The following is a 14,605-nucleotide window of genomic DNA, read 5'->3' on the forward strand; positions in this document are numbered from 1 at the left end:
TCCTTGCGGTGGGAGCCGGGGCGGTGGGAGCCGGGGAAGTGCGCCGGGCCGCTGCTCAGGGACGCAGGGCGCCGATGGCCTCGGCGAGCGCCCGGGGGACGTCGTCCACCAGGGTGTGCCGCCCGTCGCGCACGAGGTGGCGCCCCGCCACCACGGTGTGGCGGACGTCCGCTGCGGAGGCGGCGAATACGGCGGTCTCCGCTGCCAGTCGTGGCACCGGTCCCGCTGTCCTGACGGAGTCGAGCGCGAGGGTCACCAGGTCGGCGGGGGCGCCCGGTTCGAGGACGCCCGCTCCGGGCCGGCCGAGCGCGGCGTGGCCGTCGGCGGAGGCGGCGCGCAGCAGGGCGGCGGCCGTCCAGTGGCCGCGCCTGCGGGTGCGCAGGCGCTCGTTCAGCTCCATCGCGCGGGCCTCCTCGAAGAGGTCGATCACCGCGTGGCTGTCGCTGCCGAGCGAGAGCGGGGAGCCGGCGTGCTGGAGCGCGGCGGCAGGGCCGATGCCGTCGGCGAGGTCCCGTTCGGTGGTCGGGCACATGCAGGTGCCGGTGGAGGTGGCGCCGATGAGGGCGATGTCCTCGTCGGTGAGGTGGGTGTTGTGGACGCCGGTGGTGCGGGGTCCGAGGACGCCGTGGTCGGCGAGGAGCCGGGCCGGGGTGCGTCCGTGGGCGGCGAGGCAGGCGTCGTTCTCGGCGGTCTGCTCGGAGAGGTGGACGTGCAGGGGGGCCTGCCGCTCCTCGGCCCAGCGGGCGACGGTGGCGAGCTGCCCGGCCGGGACCGCCCGCACGGAGTGGACGGCGGCGCCGATGACCGTGTGGTCGTCGCCCTTGAGGAGGGCGGCGCGTTCGGCCCAGGCGTCGGCGGTCCCGTCGCTGAAGCGCGCCTGGTGCCGGTCGGGCTCCCGGTAGTCGTCGGGCCCGGAGCCGAATCCGGCGGAGAGGTAGGCGGTGTCGAGCAGGGTGATCCGGATGCCGGCCGCGCGGGCGGCCGCGATCAGGGCCTCGCCCATGGCGTTGGGGTTGTCGTAGGGCGTGCCGCCGGGCGCGTGGTGCAGATAGTGGAATTCGCCGACCGCGGTGATGCCCGCGAGCGCCATCTCCGCGTACACGGCGCGGGCCAGCGCGTAGTAGGTGTCGGGCGTGAGCCGGGACGCGACCTGGTACATGGTCTCGCGCCAGGTCCAGAAGGTGCCCGAGCCCACCTGGACGGTGGAGCGCAGGGCGCGGTGGAAGGCGTGCGAGTGGGTGTTGGCCAGGCCGGGCAGGGTGAGGCCGCGCAGCGCGGTGGCGCCGGGCGGTGCGGTGTCCACCCCGGTGCGTACGCGGGCGATCCGCCCGTCGGACACGTCCAGGGCGACGCCCGGCTCGACATGGGTGCCGAGCCAGGCGTGGGACAGCCAGTACGTCTTGGTGACGGGTGTGCCCGTCGCCTCCGTCGTCAGCGGCACGCGAGACCTTCCAGTACGTCGGCGAGTGCGGTGACCCCGGCCGCGCAGTCGTCCTCGGCGGCGTGTTCGGCCGGCGAGTGCGAGATGCCGGTCGGGTTCCGTACGAACAGCATGGCGGTCGGGACCGAAGCGGACAAAATACCCGCGTCGTGCCCGGCGCCGGTGCCGAGCACGGGCACCGGGCGGCCGGTGCCGCGGGCGGAGCCCTTGAGCAGGGTGGCCAGCTCGTCGCGCAGGGCGTGCCGGAACTCGACCACGGGCGTGAAGGACTCGCGGACGACGTCGAGGTCGATGCCGGCCCGGTCCGCGTGCTCCCGGGCGGCGCGCTCGACGGCGGTGACGACGGTGTCCAGGGTGTCCTGGTCGGCGGCGCGCGAGTCGAGCCAGCCGCGCACGAGGGACGGGATGGCATTGACCCCGTTGGGCTCGACGGCGACCTTGCCGAAGGTGGCGAGGGCGCCCGCGAGTTCCGCCTCCCGCCGGGCGGCGAGGACGGTCTCGGCGTACGTGAGCATCGGGTCCCGGCGGTCGGCGAGCCGGGTGGTGCCCGCGTGGTTGGCCTCGCCCCGGAAGTCGAACCGCCAGCGCCCGTGCGGCCAGATCGCGGAGGCGATGCCCACGGGGTCGCCGGTGAGGTCGAGGGCGCGGCCCTGCTCGACGTGGAGCTCCACGAACGCGCCGATCCGGGCGAGCCGTTCGGGGTCGGGGCCGATGGCGTCGGGGTCGTGTCCGGCGGCGGACATGGCCTGCGGGAGGGTGACGCCGTCCGCGTCGCGCAGCCGGTGCGCCGCCTCGACGGTCAGCTGTCCGGCGGCGAGCCGGGAGCCGACGCAGGCGAGGCCGAACCGGGCGCCCTCCTCGTCCCCGAAGTTGGTGATGGCCAGCGGCTTGGTGAACTCCACTCCCCTGCGGCGGAGTTCATCGAGCGCGGCGAACGAGGAGACGACGCCGAGCGGTCCGTCGAAGGCGCCGCCGTCGGGCACCGAGTCGAGGTGCGAGCCGGTGACGACGGCGTCCCCGGCGAGCGGGTCCCCGAGCCAGGCCCACTGGTTGCCGTTCCGGTCGGTCTCGACCGTCAGCCCCCGGGCCTCGGCCTGCGCCCGGAACCACGCCCGGCACTCGGCGTCGGCGGCCGTCCACGCGTACCGCCGGTATCCCCCGCTGTCGGCGTGCCGCCCAATGGGAGCAAGCTCCCGCCACATCTCCTGGAAGGACCCGCGTTGTGGGCAATCGTTCCGCAGGGCGGAACGGGTGGGCACAACGGAACCCGCACCCGGCGGCGTACCCGCACCACCCCCCGCCCCACCCGGCCGCACGGCCGTCACGCCCCGCCCTCCCGCATCGGCACCCGCACACCCTTGTCCGCAGCCACCGCGTCCGCGGCCTCGTAGCCCGCGTCGACGTGCCGGATCACGCCCATGCCCGGGTCGTTCGTCAGCACCCGCCGGATCTTCTCGCCGGCCAGCCCGGTGCCGTCCGCGACGGTCACCTGCCCGGCGTGGATGGACCGGCCCATGCCGACACCGCCGCCGTGGTGCAGGGAGACCCAGGAGGCGCCCGACGCCACGTTGACCATGGCGTTCAGCAGCGGCCAGTCGGCGATCGCGTCCGAGCCGTCGAGCATGGCCTCGGTCTCGCGGTACGGGGAGGCGACGGACCCGCAGTCCAGGTGGTCGCGCCCGATCGCCAGCGGCGCCGCGAGTTCGCCGCTCGCCACCATGTCGTTGAAGCGCTCGCCGGCCCGGTCGCGTTCGCCGTAGCCGAGCCAGCAGATGCGGGCGGGCAGGCCCTGGAAGTGGACGCGCTCGCCGGCCATCCTGATCCAGCGGTGCAGGGACTCGTTCTCCGGGAAGAGTTCGAGCAGCGCCTTGTCCGTCTTGTGGATGTCGGACGCCTCGCCGGACAGGGCGGCCCAGCGGAAGGGGCCCTTCCCCTCGCAGAACAGCGGCCGGATGTAGGCGGGGACGAAGCCGGGGAAGTCGAAGGCGCGCGCGTACCCGGCGAGCTGCGCCTCCCCCCGGATGGAGTTGCCGTAGTCGAAGACCTCCGCGCCGGCGTCCATGAAGCCGACCATCGCCTCGACGTGCCGGGCCATCGACTCGCGGGCCCGGCCGGTGAAGTCGGCGGGCTTCTCGGCCGCGTACGAGGCCATGTCGTCGAAGTCGACGCCGGCCGGCAGGTAGGCCAGCGGGTCGTGCGCGCTGGTCTGGTCGGTGACGATGTCGATGGGGGCGCCCTCGGCGAGCATCCGCGGCAGCAGCTCCGCCGCGTTGCCCAGGAGGCCGATGGAGAGCGGGCGGCGGGCGTCCCGGGCCTCGACGGCGAGCTGGAGCGCGTGCTCCAGGGAGTCGGCCTTCACGTCCAGGTAGCGGTGCTCGATGCGGCGCTCGATGGCGCGCGGGTCGCAGTCGATGCAGATCGCGACGCCGTCGTTCATGGTCACGGCGAGCGGCTGGGCGCCGCCCATGCCGCCGAGTCCGGCGGTCAGGGTGATCGTGCCGGCCAGCGTTCCGCCGAACTTTTTCGCGGCGACGGCGGCGAAGGTCTCGTAGGTGCCCTGGAGGATGCCCTGGGTGCCGATGTAGATCCAGGAACCGGCGGTCATCTGGCCGTACATGGTGAGTCCGAGCGCCTCCAGGCGGCGGAACTCCTCCCAGTTCGCCCAGTCGCCGACCAGGTTGGAGTTGGCGATCAGGACGCGCGGCGCCCACTCATGGGTCTGCATGACGCCGACCGGCCGCCCGGACTGGACGAGCATCGTCTCGTCCTGCTTGAGCGTGCGCAGCGTACGGACCATCGCGTCGAACGAGCGCCAGTCGCGGGCCGCCTTGCCGGTGCCGCCGTAGACGACGAGCTTGTCGGGGTGCTCGGCGACCTCGGGGTCGAGGTTGTTCTGGAGCATCCGCAGGGCGGCTTCCTGCTGCCATCCCAGGGCGGTCAGTTCCGTACCGCGCGGCGCCCGTACGGGGCGGGGTCCTGACATGGCGGTGCCTCCTCGCGACTGTGATTTTTCTATTCACATCTTGAGCGGCTGAATACGACCAGTCAACAGGCGGGGCCGCGCGGACCCACCGGTCCGCCGGAAGCGGCACGCGGCGGGGCATTCTCCACCAACCGCCCGCATGTACCGATGGAAAATGCCAGAACCTCCACCAGGAGAGAGCACGATGCGTAACCTCGGGGTCACAGCCGAACGCCGTGTCGGAGGGGAATCCGCGTGCCCGGAATCGACGAGTGCCTGCTCGACGTCATGAGACTGCCCGGCGCCAGGGGCGCCGCCGTTGTCGACTGGACGAGCGGTCTCGCCCTCGGCACCGTCGGCGAATCGCCCAACGGCGACCACGAGGCCACCGCGGCGGAGACGGCCGAGGTGGCGCGGATGGCGGCGGAACAGCCCGCCTTCGCCCTCGGGGCGCCGGAGCCGGCGGCGGGCGCGGCCGGGAGCGCTCCCCCGGTCGAGGACGTCATCGTCACCACCCGCGCCGGTTACCACGTCCTCCGGTTCGTGGAGACGGACTTCGACAGCAGTGTCTTCCTCCACCTGTGGCTGGACCGCGCCGAGGGCAACCTCGCGCTCGCCCGGATACGCCTCGGCGAGATCGCCGAGCGGCTGGTCCTCGCGTGACCGCCGCCGCCCTCGCGGACGAGACGGCCGCCCCGGTGCTCTCGCCGATGCTCCAGCGCCTCGCCGCCGAGCGGGCCACCGGCGCCCTGATGCGCGACCGGGGCACGCTGTACCTCGCCGACGGCGAGGTCGTGCACGCCGAGTCCCCCGCGACGCCCGGGATCGACGTCCTGCTGACCCGGGGCGGTGCGCTGCGCCGCGAGGGCTGGTGGGACGCGGTGGCCGAGGCGGGGGCCGGGCAGCGGGTCGGCCGGCATCTCGTGGACAGCGGCCGGGTGCCCGGCGGCGCGCTGGAGCTGTGCCACCTGGGCGCCCTGTACGACGCGGCGTTCTTCGCCCTCGCGCCGACCCGGACGCCCGCGCGCTTCCGGTACGGGGTCGCGCACTGGATCGGTCCCGTGCGGCCGGTACCGGTGGACGCGGTGCAGCGCGAGACCCTGCGGCGCCGCGAACTGCTGGACCGGATCTGGCCGGACGCCGCGGTGGACACGGCCCCGCTGACGCGGACGGGCCGGCCGTCCGACGCGCCCGTGCCGACGGGACGGCGCCATGTGCTGGAGCGCGTGGACGGGGTGCGTACGGCCACCGGCATCGCGCAGGAGCTCGGCAGGTCCGCGTTCCACGTCCTGGTCGACCTGCGGCGGCTCGCGGCGGCCGGTCTGGTCGAGCCGGTCCCTCCGGCGGCCCCGGGCACCCCGGACCCGGGCCGGATCGCGTTCCCCGAGGTCACGGCCGACCCCGACGTCGCCCTGCTGCGCCGGCTCCGAGACGCGTTGGAGGCCCTGTGATACGCGCGCTCAGACAGCGTGCCGGAAGGAGACAGCTGATGGTGCCCGAAGCCGAAGCGCAGGACGTCCTCGCCGAGCTCCAGCGGTTACGGGCACGGGTGCCGCTCCTCTCCGGCGCCCTGGCGGCCAGCACCGACGGGCTCGTCCTGGCGCACGACACCCCGGGCGTCGAGGCCGAGGGGGTCGCCGCCCTCACCGCCGCCGCGCTCGGCGTCGCGATCCGGATGACCGAGGCGACCGGGCGCAACGGCTTCCGCGAGCTCCTCGTACGCGGCGAGACGGGCTACATCGCGACCTACGCGGCAGGGTCCCAGGCCGTCCTGACCCTGCTCGCCGAGGACCGGATCAACGTCGGCCGGCTCCATCTGGAGGGCCGCCGGGCCGGCTCCCGCATCGGCGAACTGATCGACCGCGCCCTGGCCCGGGCCCCGCAGCCGGCCCCCGCGCCGCGCGCCCCGCAGCAGCCGGGCGCCCTCCCGCAACGCCCGACCTGAGCCCACTGACGTCTCTCGCACCACCCTCACCACGCAACGGAACCGGCCGCGGTGGCCGGTCAGAGAAAGGGAGCACCACTCATGGCGAACACCGAAGCGTCACTGAAGGAAGCGATGTCGTCCATCGAGGGCACCACCGGTGTCGCCCTCGTCGACTACACGAGCGGCATGGCGCTGGGCACGCTCGGCGGCGGCAAGGACTTCAACCTGGAGGTCGCGGCGGCCGGCAACACCGACGTCGTACGCGCCAAGCTCCGCACCATGGAGCACCTGGGCATCAAGGACGAGATCGAGGACATCCTCATCACCCTGGGCACCCAGTACCACCTGATCCGCCTCCTCAGGACCCGTGGCAACAACGGCCTGTTCCTCTACCTGGTCCTGGACAGCGGCCGGGCGAACCTGGCGATGGCCCGCCACCAGCTGAAGAAGATCGAGGCGGACCTGGAGGTCTGAGGGGCGGCTCCGCCGCCGGGGCGGGGCCGGGGCACCGGTCTCCGCCCCGCGCGCTACTCCACGAACAGCCCCCGCGCCGCCGCCCCCGCGTCGAACTCCTCCAGGCGGGCCTGGGCGTCGGGCAGGGCGTCGCACATGGCCTCCAGGAGGACCCGGCCCAGCAGCATCGGAGCGCAGGCGGTGTCGAAGGCGAGACCGGTGCCGACGGCGGCCGGGATGAGCAGGTCGCTGTGGCGGGCCACGGGCGCGAACGCGGAGTCGGCCACCGACACCACGGTGAGCCCCCGGCCCCGCGCGTACGCCAGGGCGTCCACGACCTCGCGCGGGTGGCGGGGCAGCGCGAAGCAGATCAGTGCCGTCGCCCCGGCCCGCCCGGCGGCGTCGATCCGGTCGTGCAGCATGCTGCCGCCCTCGTCGAGCACTCGCACGTCCGGGTGCACCTTCGCCGCGAAGTACCCGAACCCGCGCGCCTGCGAGGACGCCGCGCGCAGCCCGAGCACCGGCAGCGGACGGGACGCGGCGAGCAGCCGGCCCGCCCGCTCGACGGGGCCCGGGTCGGCGAGGAGTTCGGCCAGGTGGCGCAGGTTCTCGATCTCCCCGAGCACCGCCTGCTGGTACTCGTTGTACGTCTCGGCGCCCTCGCCCGCCTCTGCCCCGGCCGGGGCGACCTCGCGCAGGTGCTTGCGCAGCGCGGGGTAGCCGTCGAAGCCGAGCGCGACGGCGAACCGGGTGACGGACGGCTGGCTCACCCCGGCCAGCTCGGCCAGTTCGACGCTGGAGAGGAACGGGGCGTCTCCGGCCCTGCGCACCATCGAGTGCGCGATGCGCCGCTGCGTGGGCGTGAGCCGGCGTCCCTCGAACAGCTCCTGCAACCGCGCGGCCGGGCTGCTCCCGCTCATCCTGTCCCCTCGGTAGATCCGCCGCGCCGCGGCCCGGCGCCGACGAATCCATTCAGCCAGCAAGGTGTCTGCATGTCCATATGCAACGGGTGGCGGCCGGCCCCCTCGTCGGACCCGGAACCGGGGGGCTAGCCCCACTGTCCCGGCCGCCTCCGCTCCGTACCGTGAGAACCATGGACGCACCCGACACCGAGCTCGACAGGGAGCTCAAGGCGACTTTGCAGGCCCGCAGCGAGCTGGGGGCCGACTACGACTCCGCGCTCGTGGAGTCGTTCCTGGAGAAGGTGGAGCAGCGGCTCGACGCCACGCTCGACCGCAGGGTCCGGCGGCACCTCGCCGAGGAGCGGACCGCCGTGGCGCGGGGCGCGCGGGCCCCGGAGCGGCCGTCGGGCCACTTCGGCGAGCGCTACGGCTTCGGCATCGTCTCCCTGGTCCTGGCCGTCCCGCTGTCCGCGATCGGCGTCGCGAACGCGGGCTTCGGCGGGCTCGTCGTGGCCTGGCTCGGGATCGTCGGCGTCAACGCGTTCCAGGCCGGGCACGGCAGGCGGCTGTTCCGGGGCCGTGAGGAGCGCCGGACGGCCTCCGACTGGGAGGACTGATGCCTCACGCCTGACGGGTCGGCAGCACGACCAGCTGACGCAGGTTGACGTGGCGGGCGCGGCTCGTGGTGTACGCGATGAGGTCGGCGATCTCGTCGGACGAGAGGCCGCCCAGCGCCTCGAACATGCCGTCCAGCTGGTCGCTGAGCCCCGCGTTGTCGACGTGCCCGGCCAGCTCCGATTCGGTGAGGCCCGGCTCGATGTTGGTGACGCGGACGTCGCGCGGGCCGAGTTCGGTGCGCAGCGAGGCCGACAGGTAGGTGAGCGCGGCCTTCGTGGCGCCGTAGACCGCGTAGCTGGGAAACGTGATGTGCGCGCCGATCGAGGAGATGTTGACCAGGTCGGCGGTGCGGCCCTCGGCGGCGACGGCCAGCAGGTCCGCGGTGAAGGCCCGGATGACGCGCAGCGCACCGGACACGTTGGTGTCGAGCATCCGCTGCCACTCGTCCGCGCGCCCCGCGTCCACGGGGTTCGGCAGCATCACCCCGGCCGCGTTGACGACCAGGTCCACCGGGCCGAACGCGGCGTGCACGCGGTCCGCCGCCGCGTCCACGGACGCCTGGTCGGTGACGTCGGCGGCGACGGCGAGGGCCCGGCCGCCGTCCGCGGCGATCTTCGCGGCCAGCTCCTCCAGCCGCTCCGCGCGGCGGGCCAGCAGGGCGACCCGTACGCCGTGCGCGGCGAGCAGCCGGGCGGTCGCCGCGCCCATGCCGCTGGCGGCTCCGGTGATGACGGCGGTGCGGTCGGCGAGGGTCTCGTACGGCATGGGGTGCTCCCTGGTGCGGTGTCCGGGGCCGGCGTTTCCGGCCCGGGCTCCACACTGCGCCGGGGAGCGCCGCCCACCCAGGGATGCGTTGTTCCTGGGTCTGCCGGTACCAGGCTGGGCGGAGACCGTTCTCCTACGATCGGGGCATGGACGGCGAACTCGGTGACTTCCTGCGCTCACGGCGTGCCCGCATCAGCCCGGAGGACGTGGGGCTCACCTCGTACGGCCGCAGGCGGGTCCCCGGGCTGCGGCGCGAGGAGGTGGCGCAGCTCGCCGGGGTGAGCGTGGACTACTACATCCGGCTGGAGCAGGGGCGCGGGCCCAGCGTCTCGGACGCGGTGCTCGACGCGATAGCCCGGGTGCTCCGGCTCGACGAGACGGAGCACGCGTATCTGCGGACGGTGGCGCGCCCCAAGGGCCGCAGGGCGCAGGACCCTTCGGTGCGCCGGGTGCGTCCGGGGCTGCGGCTGCTGCTCGACACGTTCGACCGGGCGCCCGCCTTCGTGCTGGGCCGCCGGATGGACGTGCTGGCGTGGAACGCGCTGGGGGACGCCCTCTCCGGCTTCTCCCGGATGCCTGCCGCCGAGCGGAACATGCCGCGCCAGGCGTTCCTGGCCCCGGGGGCGCGGGAGCTGTACCCGGACTGGCCGGCGGTGGCGGCGGGGACGGTGGCGTATCTGAGGCTGGACGCGGGGCTGCACCCGGACGACAGGGAACTCGCGGCGCTGGTGGGTGAGCTGTCGCTGAAGAGCGAGGACTTCCGCCGGCTGTGGGCGGACCACCAGGTGAAGGCGAAGACGTACGGCGTGAAGCGGATGGCCCACCCCGTGGTCGGCGCGCTGACGCTGCCGTACGAGACGCTGGCGGTGCCCGGTGAGCCGGATCTCTCGCTGGTCGTCTACACCCCGGAGCCGGGTTCGGAGACCGCCGAGCGCATCGCCCTGCTGGCGAGCTGGGCCGCCGACGGAAACGCGCCTCGGCCGCGCGCGTAGAACGGTGGTCGCGGGGGCCGCCGCACCCCCGGTTTCCCAGGGGGCGGGACGACGGCGGTCCCCGCGAGGAACGCGGTCCGGGTCAGGGCCGGGTGCGCGTCCGGGCGACGGTGGAGGTCCGGGAGCCGCTCCGTAGTCCGTTGTCGCCGTTCCGGTGCCGGCGGGTCTCCCCCGCCGACACCCACCACTGTGCCCGGGCCGTGTTAAGCCGGTGCTGCGCCCACGTGACGTGCGCGTACCGTTTCCGCGAAGCGCGCAGCCACCCGGCTACTTCGCGGCGGCCGGAGCGTCCTTCGCCAGGTACGCCAGCAGGTCCTGGCGGCTGACGACGCCCTTGGGCTTGCCCTCCACCAGCACGATCGCCGCGTCCGCCGCGCCGGCGCCGCCGAGCACCGCCATCAGGTCCTCGACCGGCTCGCCGGAGCCGACCTGCGGAAGCGGCGCCGACATGTGCTTCTCCAGCGGGTCGCCGAGCGAGGCGCGCTGGGCGAACAGGGCGTTCAGCAGCTCGCGCTCCACGACCGAGCCGATGACCTCGGCGGCCATCACGTCCGGGTGGCCCGCGCCCGGCTTCACGATCGGCATCTGCGAGACGCCGTACTCGCGCAGCACGTCGATCGCCTCGCCGACCGTCTCCTCCGGGTGCATGTGGACGAGGGTCGGGATCGGCCCCTCCTTGTGGTTGAGGACGTCCGCGACGCGCGCCGACGGCCCGGTGTCCTCCAGGAAGCCGTAGTCCGCCATCCACTCGTCGTTGAAGATCTTCGACAGGTAGCCGCGCCCGCTGTCCGGGAGCAGGACGACGACCACGTCGTCGGGCCCGAGCCGCTTCGCGACCTCCAGGGCGCCCACGACCGCCATGCCGCAGGAGCCGCCGACGAGCAGCCCCTCCTCCTTGGCGAGCCGGCGGGTCATCTGGAAGGAGTCCTTGTCCGACACGGCGACGATCTCGTCGGTGACCTCGCGGTCGTACGCCGACGGCCAGAAGTCCTCGCCGACGCCCTCCACGAGGTACGGCCGGCCGGAGCCGCCGGAGTAGACCGAGCCCTCCGGGTCGGCGCCGACGACCCGGACCCGGCCGCCGCTGGCCTCCTTCAGATAGCGGCCGGTGCCGCTGATCGTGCCGCCCGTCCCGACGCCCGCCACGAAGTGGGTGATCCTCCCCTCCGTCTGCTCCCACAGCTCCGGACCGGTGGTCTCGTAGTGCGAGCGCGGGTTGTTCGGGTTGGAGTACTGGTCGGGCTTCCAGGCGCCCGGCGTCTCACGGACCAGCCGGTCGGAGACGTTGTAGTACGAGTCGGGGTGCTCGGGGTCGACCGCCGTGGGGCAGACGACGACCTCGGCACCGTAGGCGCGCAGTACGTTGATCTTGTCCGTGGACACCTTGTCCGGGCAGACGAAGACGCACTTGTACCCCTTCTGCTGCGCGACGATCGCCAGGCCGACGCCCGTGTTGCCGCTCGTCGGCTCGACGATCGTGCCGCCGGGCTTCAGCTCGCCGCTCTGCTCGGCGGCCTCGATCATGCGCAGGGCGATGCGGTCCTTGACCGACCCGCCGGGGTTGAAGTACTCGACCTTGGCCAGGACCGTCGCCTGGATGCCGGCCGTGACACTGCGCAGCCTCACCAGCGGGGTATTGCCTACGAGACTGATCATCGAATCGTGGTATTGCACCGTGTACTCCGGGATCTCCGAGATGGTCCGGCAAGCGTATGCGCACGGACACGGGATTGGGCGGCGCGATTGAACAACGGTCGGTAGCGGGCAGGTAGCTCTGTGTACGGCTGTACGGCGGTACGTGGGACGAGGAGGTGGACCGGACTGTGTCGACGGCGAGAGTGGCACGGCGGATCGCGGCGGGCGCGGCCTACGGCGGGGGCAGCATCGGGCTGCTGGGCGCCGCGGCGGTAGGCGTCCTGCTGGCGGAGGTCCAGCTGGCGAAGCGGCAGGTGGGCGGCGGTATCGCCCCGGTCCCGCCGAGCGCGGACGGACGGTACGGAGTGGCGTTCACGGGCCCGGCGGAGCCCTTGCGCCTCGGGCTGCTCGGGGATTCCACGGCGGCCGGCCAGGGGGTGCGGCGGGCCGGGCAGACCCCGGGGGCGCTGCTGGCGTCGGGGCTCGCGGCGGTGTCCGAGCGGCCGGTGGACCTGCGTAATGTCGCGTTGCCGGGGGCCCGCTCGGACGATCTGGAGCGGCAGGTCTCGCTGATGCTCGCGGACCCGGCGCGGACGCCGGACGTGTGCGTGATCATGATCGGGGCGAACGACGTGACGCACCGGATGCCCGCCACGCAGTCGGTGCGCTGCCTGACGACGGCGGTGCGCAGGCTGCGGACGGCCGGGGCGGAGGTGGTGGTCGGCACCTGCCCGGATCTGGGCACGATCGAGCCGGTGTACCAGCCGCTGCGCTGGCTGGCCCGGCGGGTGAGCCGGCAGCTGGCGGCGGCGCAGACGATCGGCACGGTGGAGCAGGGCGGGCGCACGGTGTCGCTGGGGGATCTGCTGGGCCCGGAGTTCGAGGCGAATCCGCGGGAGCTGTTCGGCCCGGACAACTACCACCCGTCGGCCGAGGGGTACGCGACCGCGTCGATGGCGGTGCTGCCGACCCTGTGCGCGGTGCTCGGTCTGTGGCCGGAGTCGGACCGGCTGGACGGCGCCCGGCGCGAGGACATGCTGCCGGTGGCCAAGGCGGCCTCCCAGGCGGCCAAGGAGGCCGGTACGGAGGTCACGGGGGCCCGGGCGCCCTGGGCCCTGCTCAAGCACCGCAGGCGGCGGCGCCTGCCCGCCGCCACGGAGCCGCACCCGCATCCGCACCCGGAGCCCGGGGGTTCGACGCGCCTCGGCCACCGGGCGGACCCGGGCGCGGACGGCTCACCGCGGCACGCCTGGGTCCACCGGCCGAGCGGGCGCCCCGGAAAGGGGTCCGTTGACTGAGCGCTCGCTTAGAAAAGAGGCCCGCATCACATGCCGGGTCGGGTGACCCGGGCGCTACGTCCGGGTAATTTCCAGAGCAGTCGTGCCGTACCGCCGGGTCTGCCGCATCCCTCAGGCAGCCTGTCCGCCCTCAGCCCTCATGGAGCCGCGTGATGCCCGAAGCCGTGATCGTCTCTGCCGCCCGTTCGCCCATCGGCCGGGCCTTCAAGGGGTCGCTCAAGGACCTGCGCGCGGACGACCTGACCGCGTCGATCATCCAGACCGCGCTGGCCAAGGTCCCCGAGCTGGACCCGAAGAACATCGACGACCTGATGCTCGGCTGCGGTCTGCCCGGCGGCGAGCAGGGCAACAACCTGGGCCGCATCATCGCCGTGCAGATGGGGATGGACCACCTTCCCGGCTGCACGGTCACCCGCTACTGCTCGTCCTCCCTGCAGACCAGCCGCATGGCCCTGCACGCCATCAAGGCCGGCGAGGGCGACGTCTTCATCTCGGCCGGCGTCGAGATGGTGTCCCGCTTCGCCAAGGGCAACTCGGACAGCCTGCCGGACACGCACAACCCGCTCTTCGCGGAGGCCGAGGCCCGTACCGCGGCCCGCGCCGAGGAGTCCGGTGCGAGCTGGCACGACCCGCGCGAGGACGGCCTGGTCCCGGACGCCTACATCTCGATGGGCCAGACCGCGGAGAACCTGGCCCGGCTCAAGGGCGTGACGCGTCAGGACATGGACGAGTTCGGCGTACGGTCGCAGAACCTCGCCGAGGAGGCCCTGAAGAACGGCTTCTGGGAGCGCGAGATCACCCCGGTGACCACGCCGGACGGCACGGTCGTGGCCAAGGACGACGGCCCGCGCGCGGGCGTCACGCTGGAGGGCGTCCAGGGCCTGAAGCCGGTCTTCCGCCCGGACGGCCTGGTCACGGCGGGCAACTGCTGCCCGCTCAACGACGGCGCCGCCGCGCTCGTGATCATGTCCGACACCAAGGCGCGCGAGCTGGGCCTGACGCCGCTCGCCCGGATCGTCTCCACCGGCGTCTCCGGCCTCTCCCCCGAGATCATGGGCTACGGCCCCGTCGAGGCCAGCAAGCAGGCGCTGAAGAGGGCCGGGCTCACCGTCGGCGACATCGACCTCGCGGAGATCAACGAGGCGTTCGCCGCCCAGGTCATCCCCTCGTACCGCGACCTGGGTCTGCCGCTGGAGAAGGTCAACGTCAACGGTGGCGCCATCGCCGTCGGCCACCCCTTCGGCATGACCGGCGCGCGGATCACCGGCACGCTGATCAACAGCCTGCAGTTCCACGACAAGCAGTTCGGCCTGGAGACCATGTGCGTCGGCGGCGGCCAGGGCATGGCCATGGTCATCGAGCGTCTGAGCTGATCAGCGCGGGTTTCGGGCCCCTGCGGGCCGCCGAGCCCCGACCGTGACCGAATCTCCCCCAGGATGTGATCTATCTCCTGGGGGAGAGTCGTTTGCGCAGGTCACACCTACACCAGTGATTCACACCGGGCCCAAAGTCCTGTCCATTTCGTGACGTAATGCACTGACACACGGTGCCGTCAGGGCACAAGCTGATGTAGGAAGTCGGGGGATCGATTGAAACCGGGAGTATGTCAGTG

Annotated in this window: 14 protein-coding genes; 8 read left to right on the forward strand and 6 right to left on the reverse strand. The window is 73.4% G+C overall.

Annotated elements, in window-relative coordinates; genetic code table 11:
- Positions 1-55 precede the first annotated feature (55 nt).
- From ACFUJY_RS23540 to hutU, 3 genes are all read right to left on the reverse strand, one after another.
- Complete coding sequence (locus ACFUJY_RS23540) at positions 56-1,441, reverse strand: formimidoylglutamate deiminase (protein WP_383302856.1); 1,386 nt, start codon at positions 1,439-1,441, stop codon at positions 56-58.
- Positions 1,432-2,643: an allantoate amidohydrolase gene (locus tag ACFUJY_RS23545; protein WP_383302859.1), complete on the reverse strand. Its 1,212-nt coding sequence runs from the start codon at positions 2,641-2,643 to the stop codon at positions 1,432-1,434. The genes ACFUJY_RS23540 and ACFUJY_RS23545 overlap by 10 nt, the downstream gene beginning before the upstream one ends.
- 119 nt (positions 2,644-2,762) lie before the next feature.
- Complete coding sequence (gene hutU, locus ACFUJY_RS23550) at positions 2,763-4,424, reverse strand: urocanate hydratase (RefSeq protein WP_383302861.1); 1,662 nt, start codon at positions 4,422-4,424, stop codon at positions 2,763-2,765.
- 234 nt (positions 4,425-4,658) lie between these two features.
- Here hutU and ACFUJY_RS23555 point away from each other — a divergent pair, with 234 nt between their 5' ends.
- The 4 genes from ACFUJY_RS23555 (at position 4,659) to ACFUJY_RS23570 (ending at position 6,804) form a co-directional block, all read left to right on the forward strand.
- Positions 4,659-5,066, forward strand: coding sequence for a hypothetical protein (locus ACFUJY_RS23555; RefSeq protein ID WP_383302863.1), 408 nt, complete (start codon positions 4,659-4,661; stop codon positions 5,064-5,066).
- Between the two features lie 47 nt (positions 5,067-5,113).
- The gene (locus ACFUJY_RS23560; RefSeq protein WP_383303208.1) at positions 5,114-5,854 is read left to right on the forward strand and encodes a transcriptional regulator; all 741 of its coding nucleotides are present in this window, start codon (positions 5,114-5,116) and stop codon (positions 5,852-5,854) included.
- Positions 5,855-5,892: 38 nt separating this feature from the next.
- Positions 5,893-6,348 (forward strand): roadblock/LC7 domain-containing protein, encoded by a 456-nt coding sequence (locus tag ACFUJY_RS23565; protein WP_361021756.1) that lies wholly within the window; start codon positions 5,893-5,895, stop codon positions 6,346-6,348.
- 81 nt (positions 6,349-6,429) lie between these two features.
- Positions 6,430-6,804 carry a hypothetical protein gene (locus tag ACFUJY_RS23570; RefSeq protein ID WP_383302867.1) on the forward strand — a complete coding sequence of 125 codons (375 nt, stop codon included), beginning with the start codon at positions 6,430-6,432 and terminating at the stop codon, positions 6,802-6,804.
- Between the two features lie 53 nt (positions 6,805-6,857).
- On the opposite strand, the gene ACFUJY_RS23575 is transcribed toward ACFUJY_RS23570, so the two are convergent.
- Positions 6,858-7,703: a MurR/RpiR family transcriptional regulator gene (locus ACFUJY_RS23575; protein ID WP_383302868.1), complete on the reverse strand. Its 846-nt coding sequence runs from the start codon at positions 7,701-7,703 to the stop codon at positions 6,858-6,860.
- A 173-nt stretch (positions 7,704-7,876) separates the two neighbouring features.
- Between ACFUJY_RS23575 and ACFUJY_RS23580 the strand changes: the two genes are divergently transcribed.
- A complete protein-coding gene (locus tag ACFUJY_RS23580) occupies positions 7,877-8,302 on the forward strand; it encodes a hypothetical protein (protein ID WP_383302870.1) in 426 nt (141 codons plus the stop codon).
- A gap of 4 nt (positions 8,303-8,306) precedes the next feature.
- On the opposite strand, the gene ACFUJY_RS23585 is transcribed toward ACFUJY_RS23580, so the two are convergent.
- On the reverse strand, positions 8,307-9,068 hold the full coding sequence (locus ACFUJY_RS23585; protein WP_383302873.1) for an SDR family oxidoreductase: 762 nt from the start codon (positions 9,066-9,068) through the stop codon (positions 8,307-8,309).
- Positions 9,069-9,214: 146 nt separating this feature from the next.
- Between ACFUJY_RS23585 and ACFUJY_RS23590 the strand changes: the two genes are divergently transcribed.
- Complete coding sequence (locus ACFUJY_RS23590) at positions 9,215-10,060, forward strand: helix-turn-helix transcriptional regulator (protein ID WP_383302876.1); 846 nt, start codon at positions 9,215-9,217, stop codon at positions 10,058-10,060.
- Positions 10,061-10,327: 267 nt separating this feature from the next.
- On the opposite strand, the gene ACFUJY_RS23595 is transcribed toward ACFUJY_RS23590, so the two are convergent.
- Positions 10,328-11,734, reverse strand: a complete 1,407-nt coding sequence (locus ACFUJY_RS23595) for a cystathionine beta-synthase (protein WP_383302879.1) — start codon at positions 11,732-11,734, stop codon at positions 10,328-10,330.
- 164 nt (positions 11,735-11,898) lie between these two features.
- Here ACFUJY_RS23595 and ACFUJY_RS23600 point away from each other — a divergent pair, with 164 nt between their 5' ends.
- Both ACFUJY_RS23600 and ACFUJY_RS23605 read left to right on the forward strand, forming a co-directional pair.
- Positions 11,899-12,993, forward strand: a complete 1,095-nt coding sequence (locus ACFUJY_RS23600) for an SGNH/GDSL hydrolase family protein (RefSeq protein WP_383303210.1) — start codon at positions 11,899-11,901, stop codon at positions 12,991-12,993.
- Positions 12,994-13,145: 152 nt separating this feature from the next.
- Positions 13,146-14,366, forward strand: coding sequence for an acetyl-CoA C-acetyltransferase (locus ACFUJY_RS23605; protein ID WP_383302882.1), 1,221 nt, complete (start codon positions 13,146-13,148; stop codon positions 14,364-14,366).
- Positions 14,367-14,605 lie beyond the last annotated feature (239 nt).

This window comes from Streptomyces sp. NPDC057249, from assembly GCF_042669245.1.
GTDB lineage: Bacteria > Actinomycetota > Actinomycetes > Streptomycetales > Streptomycetaceae > Streptomyces.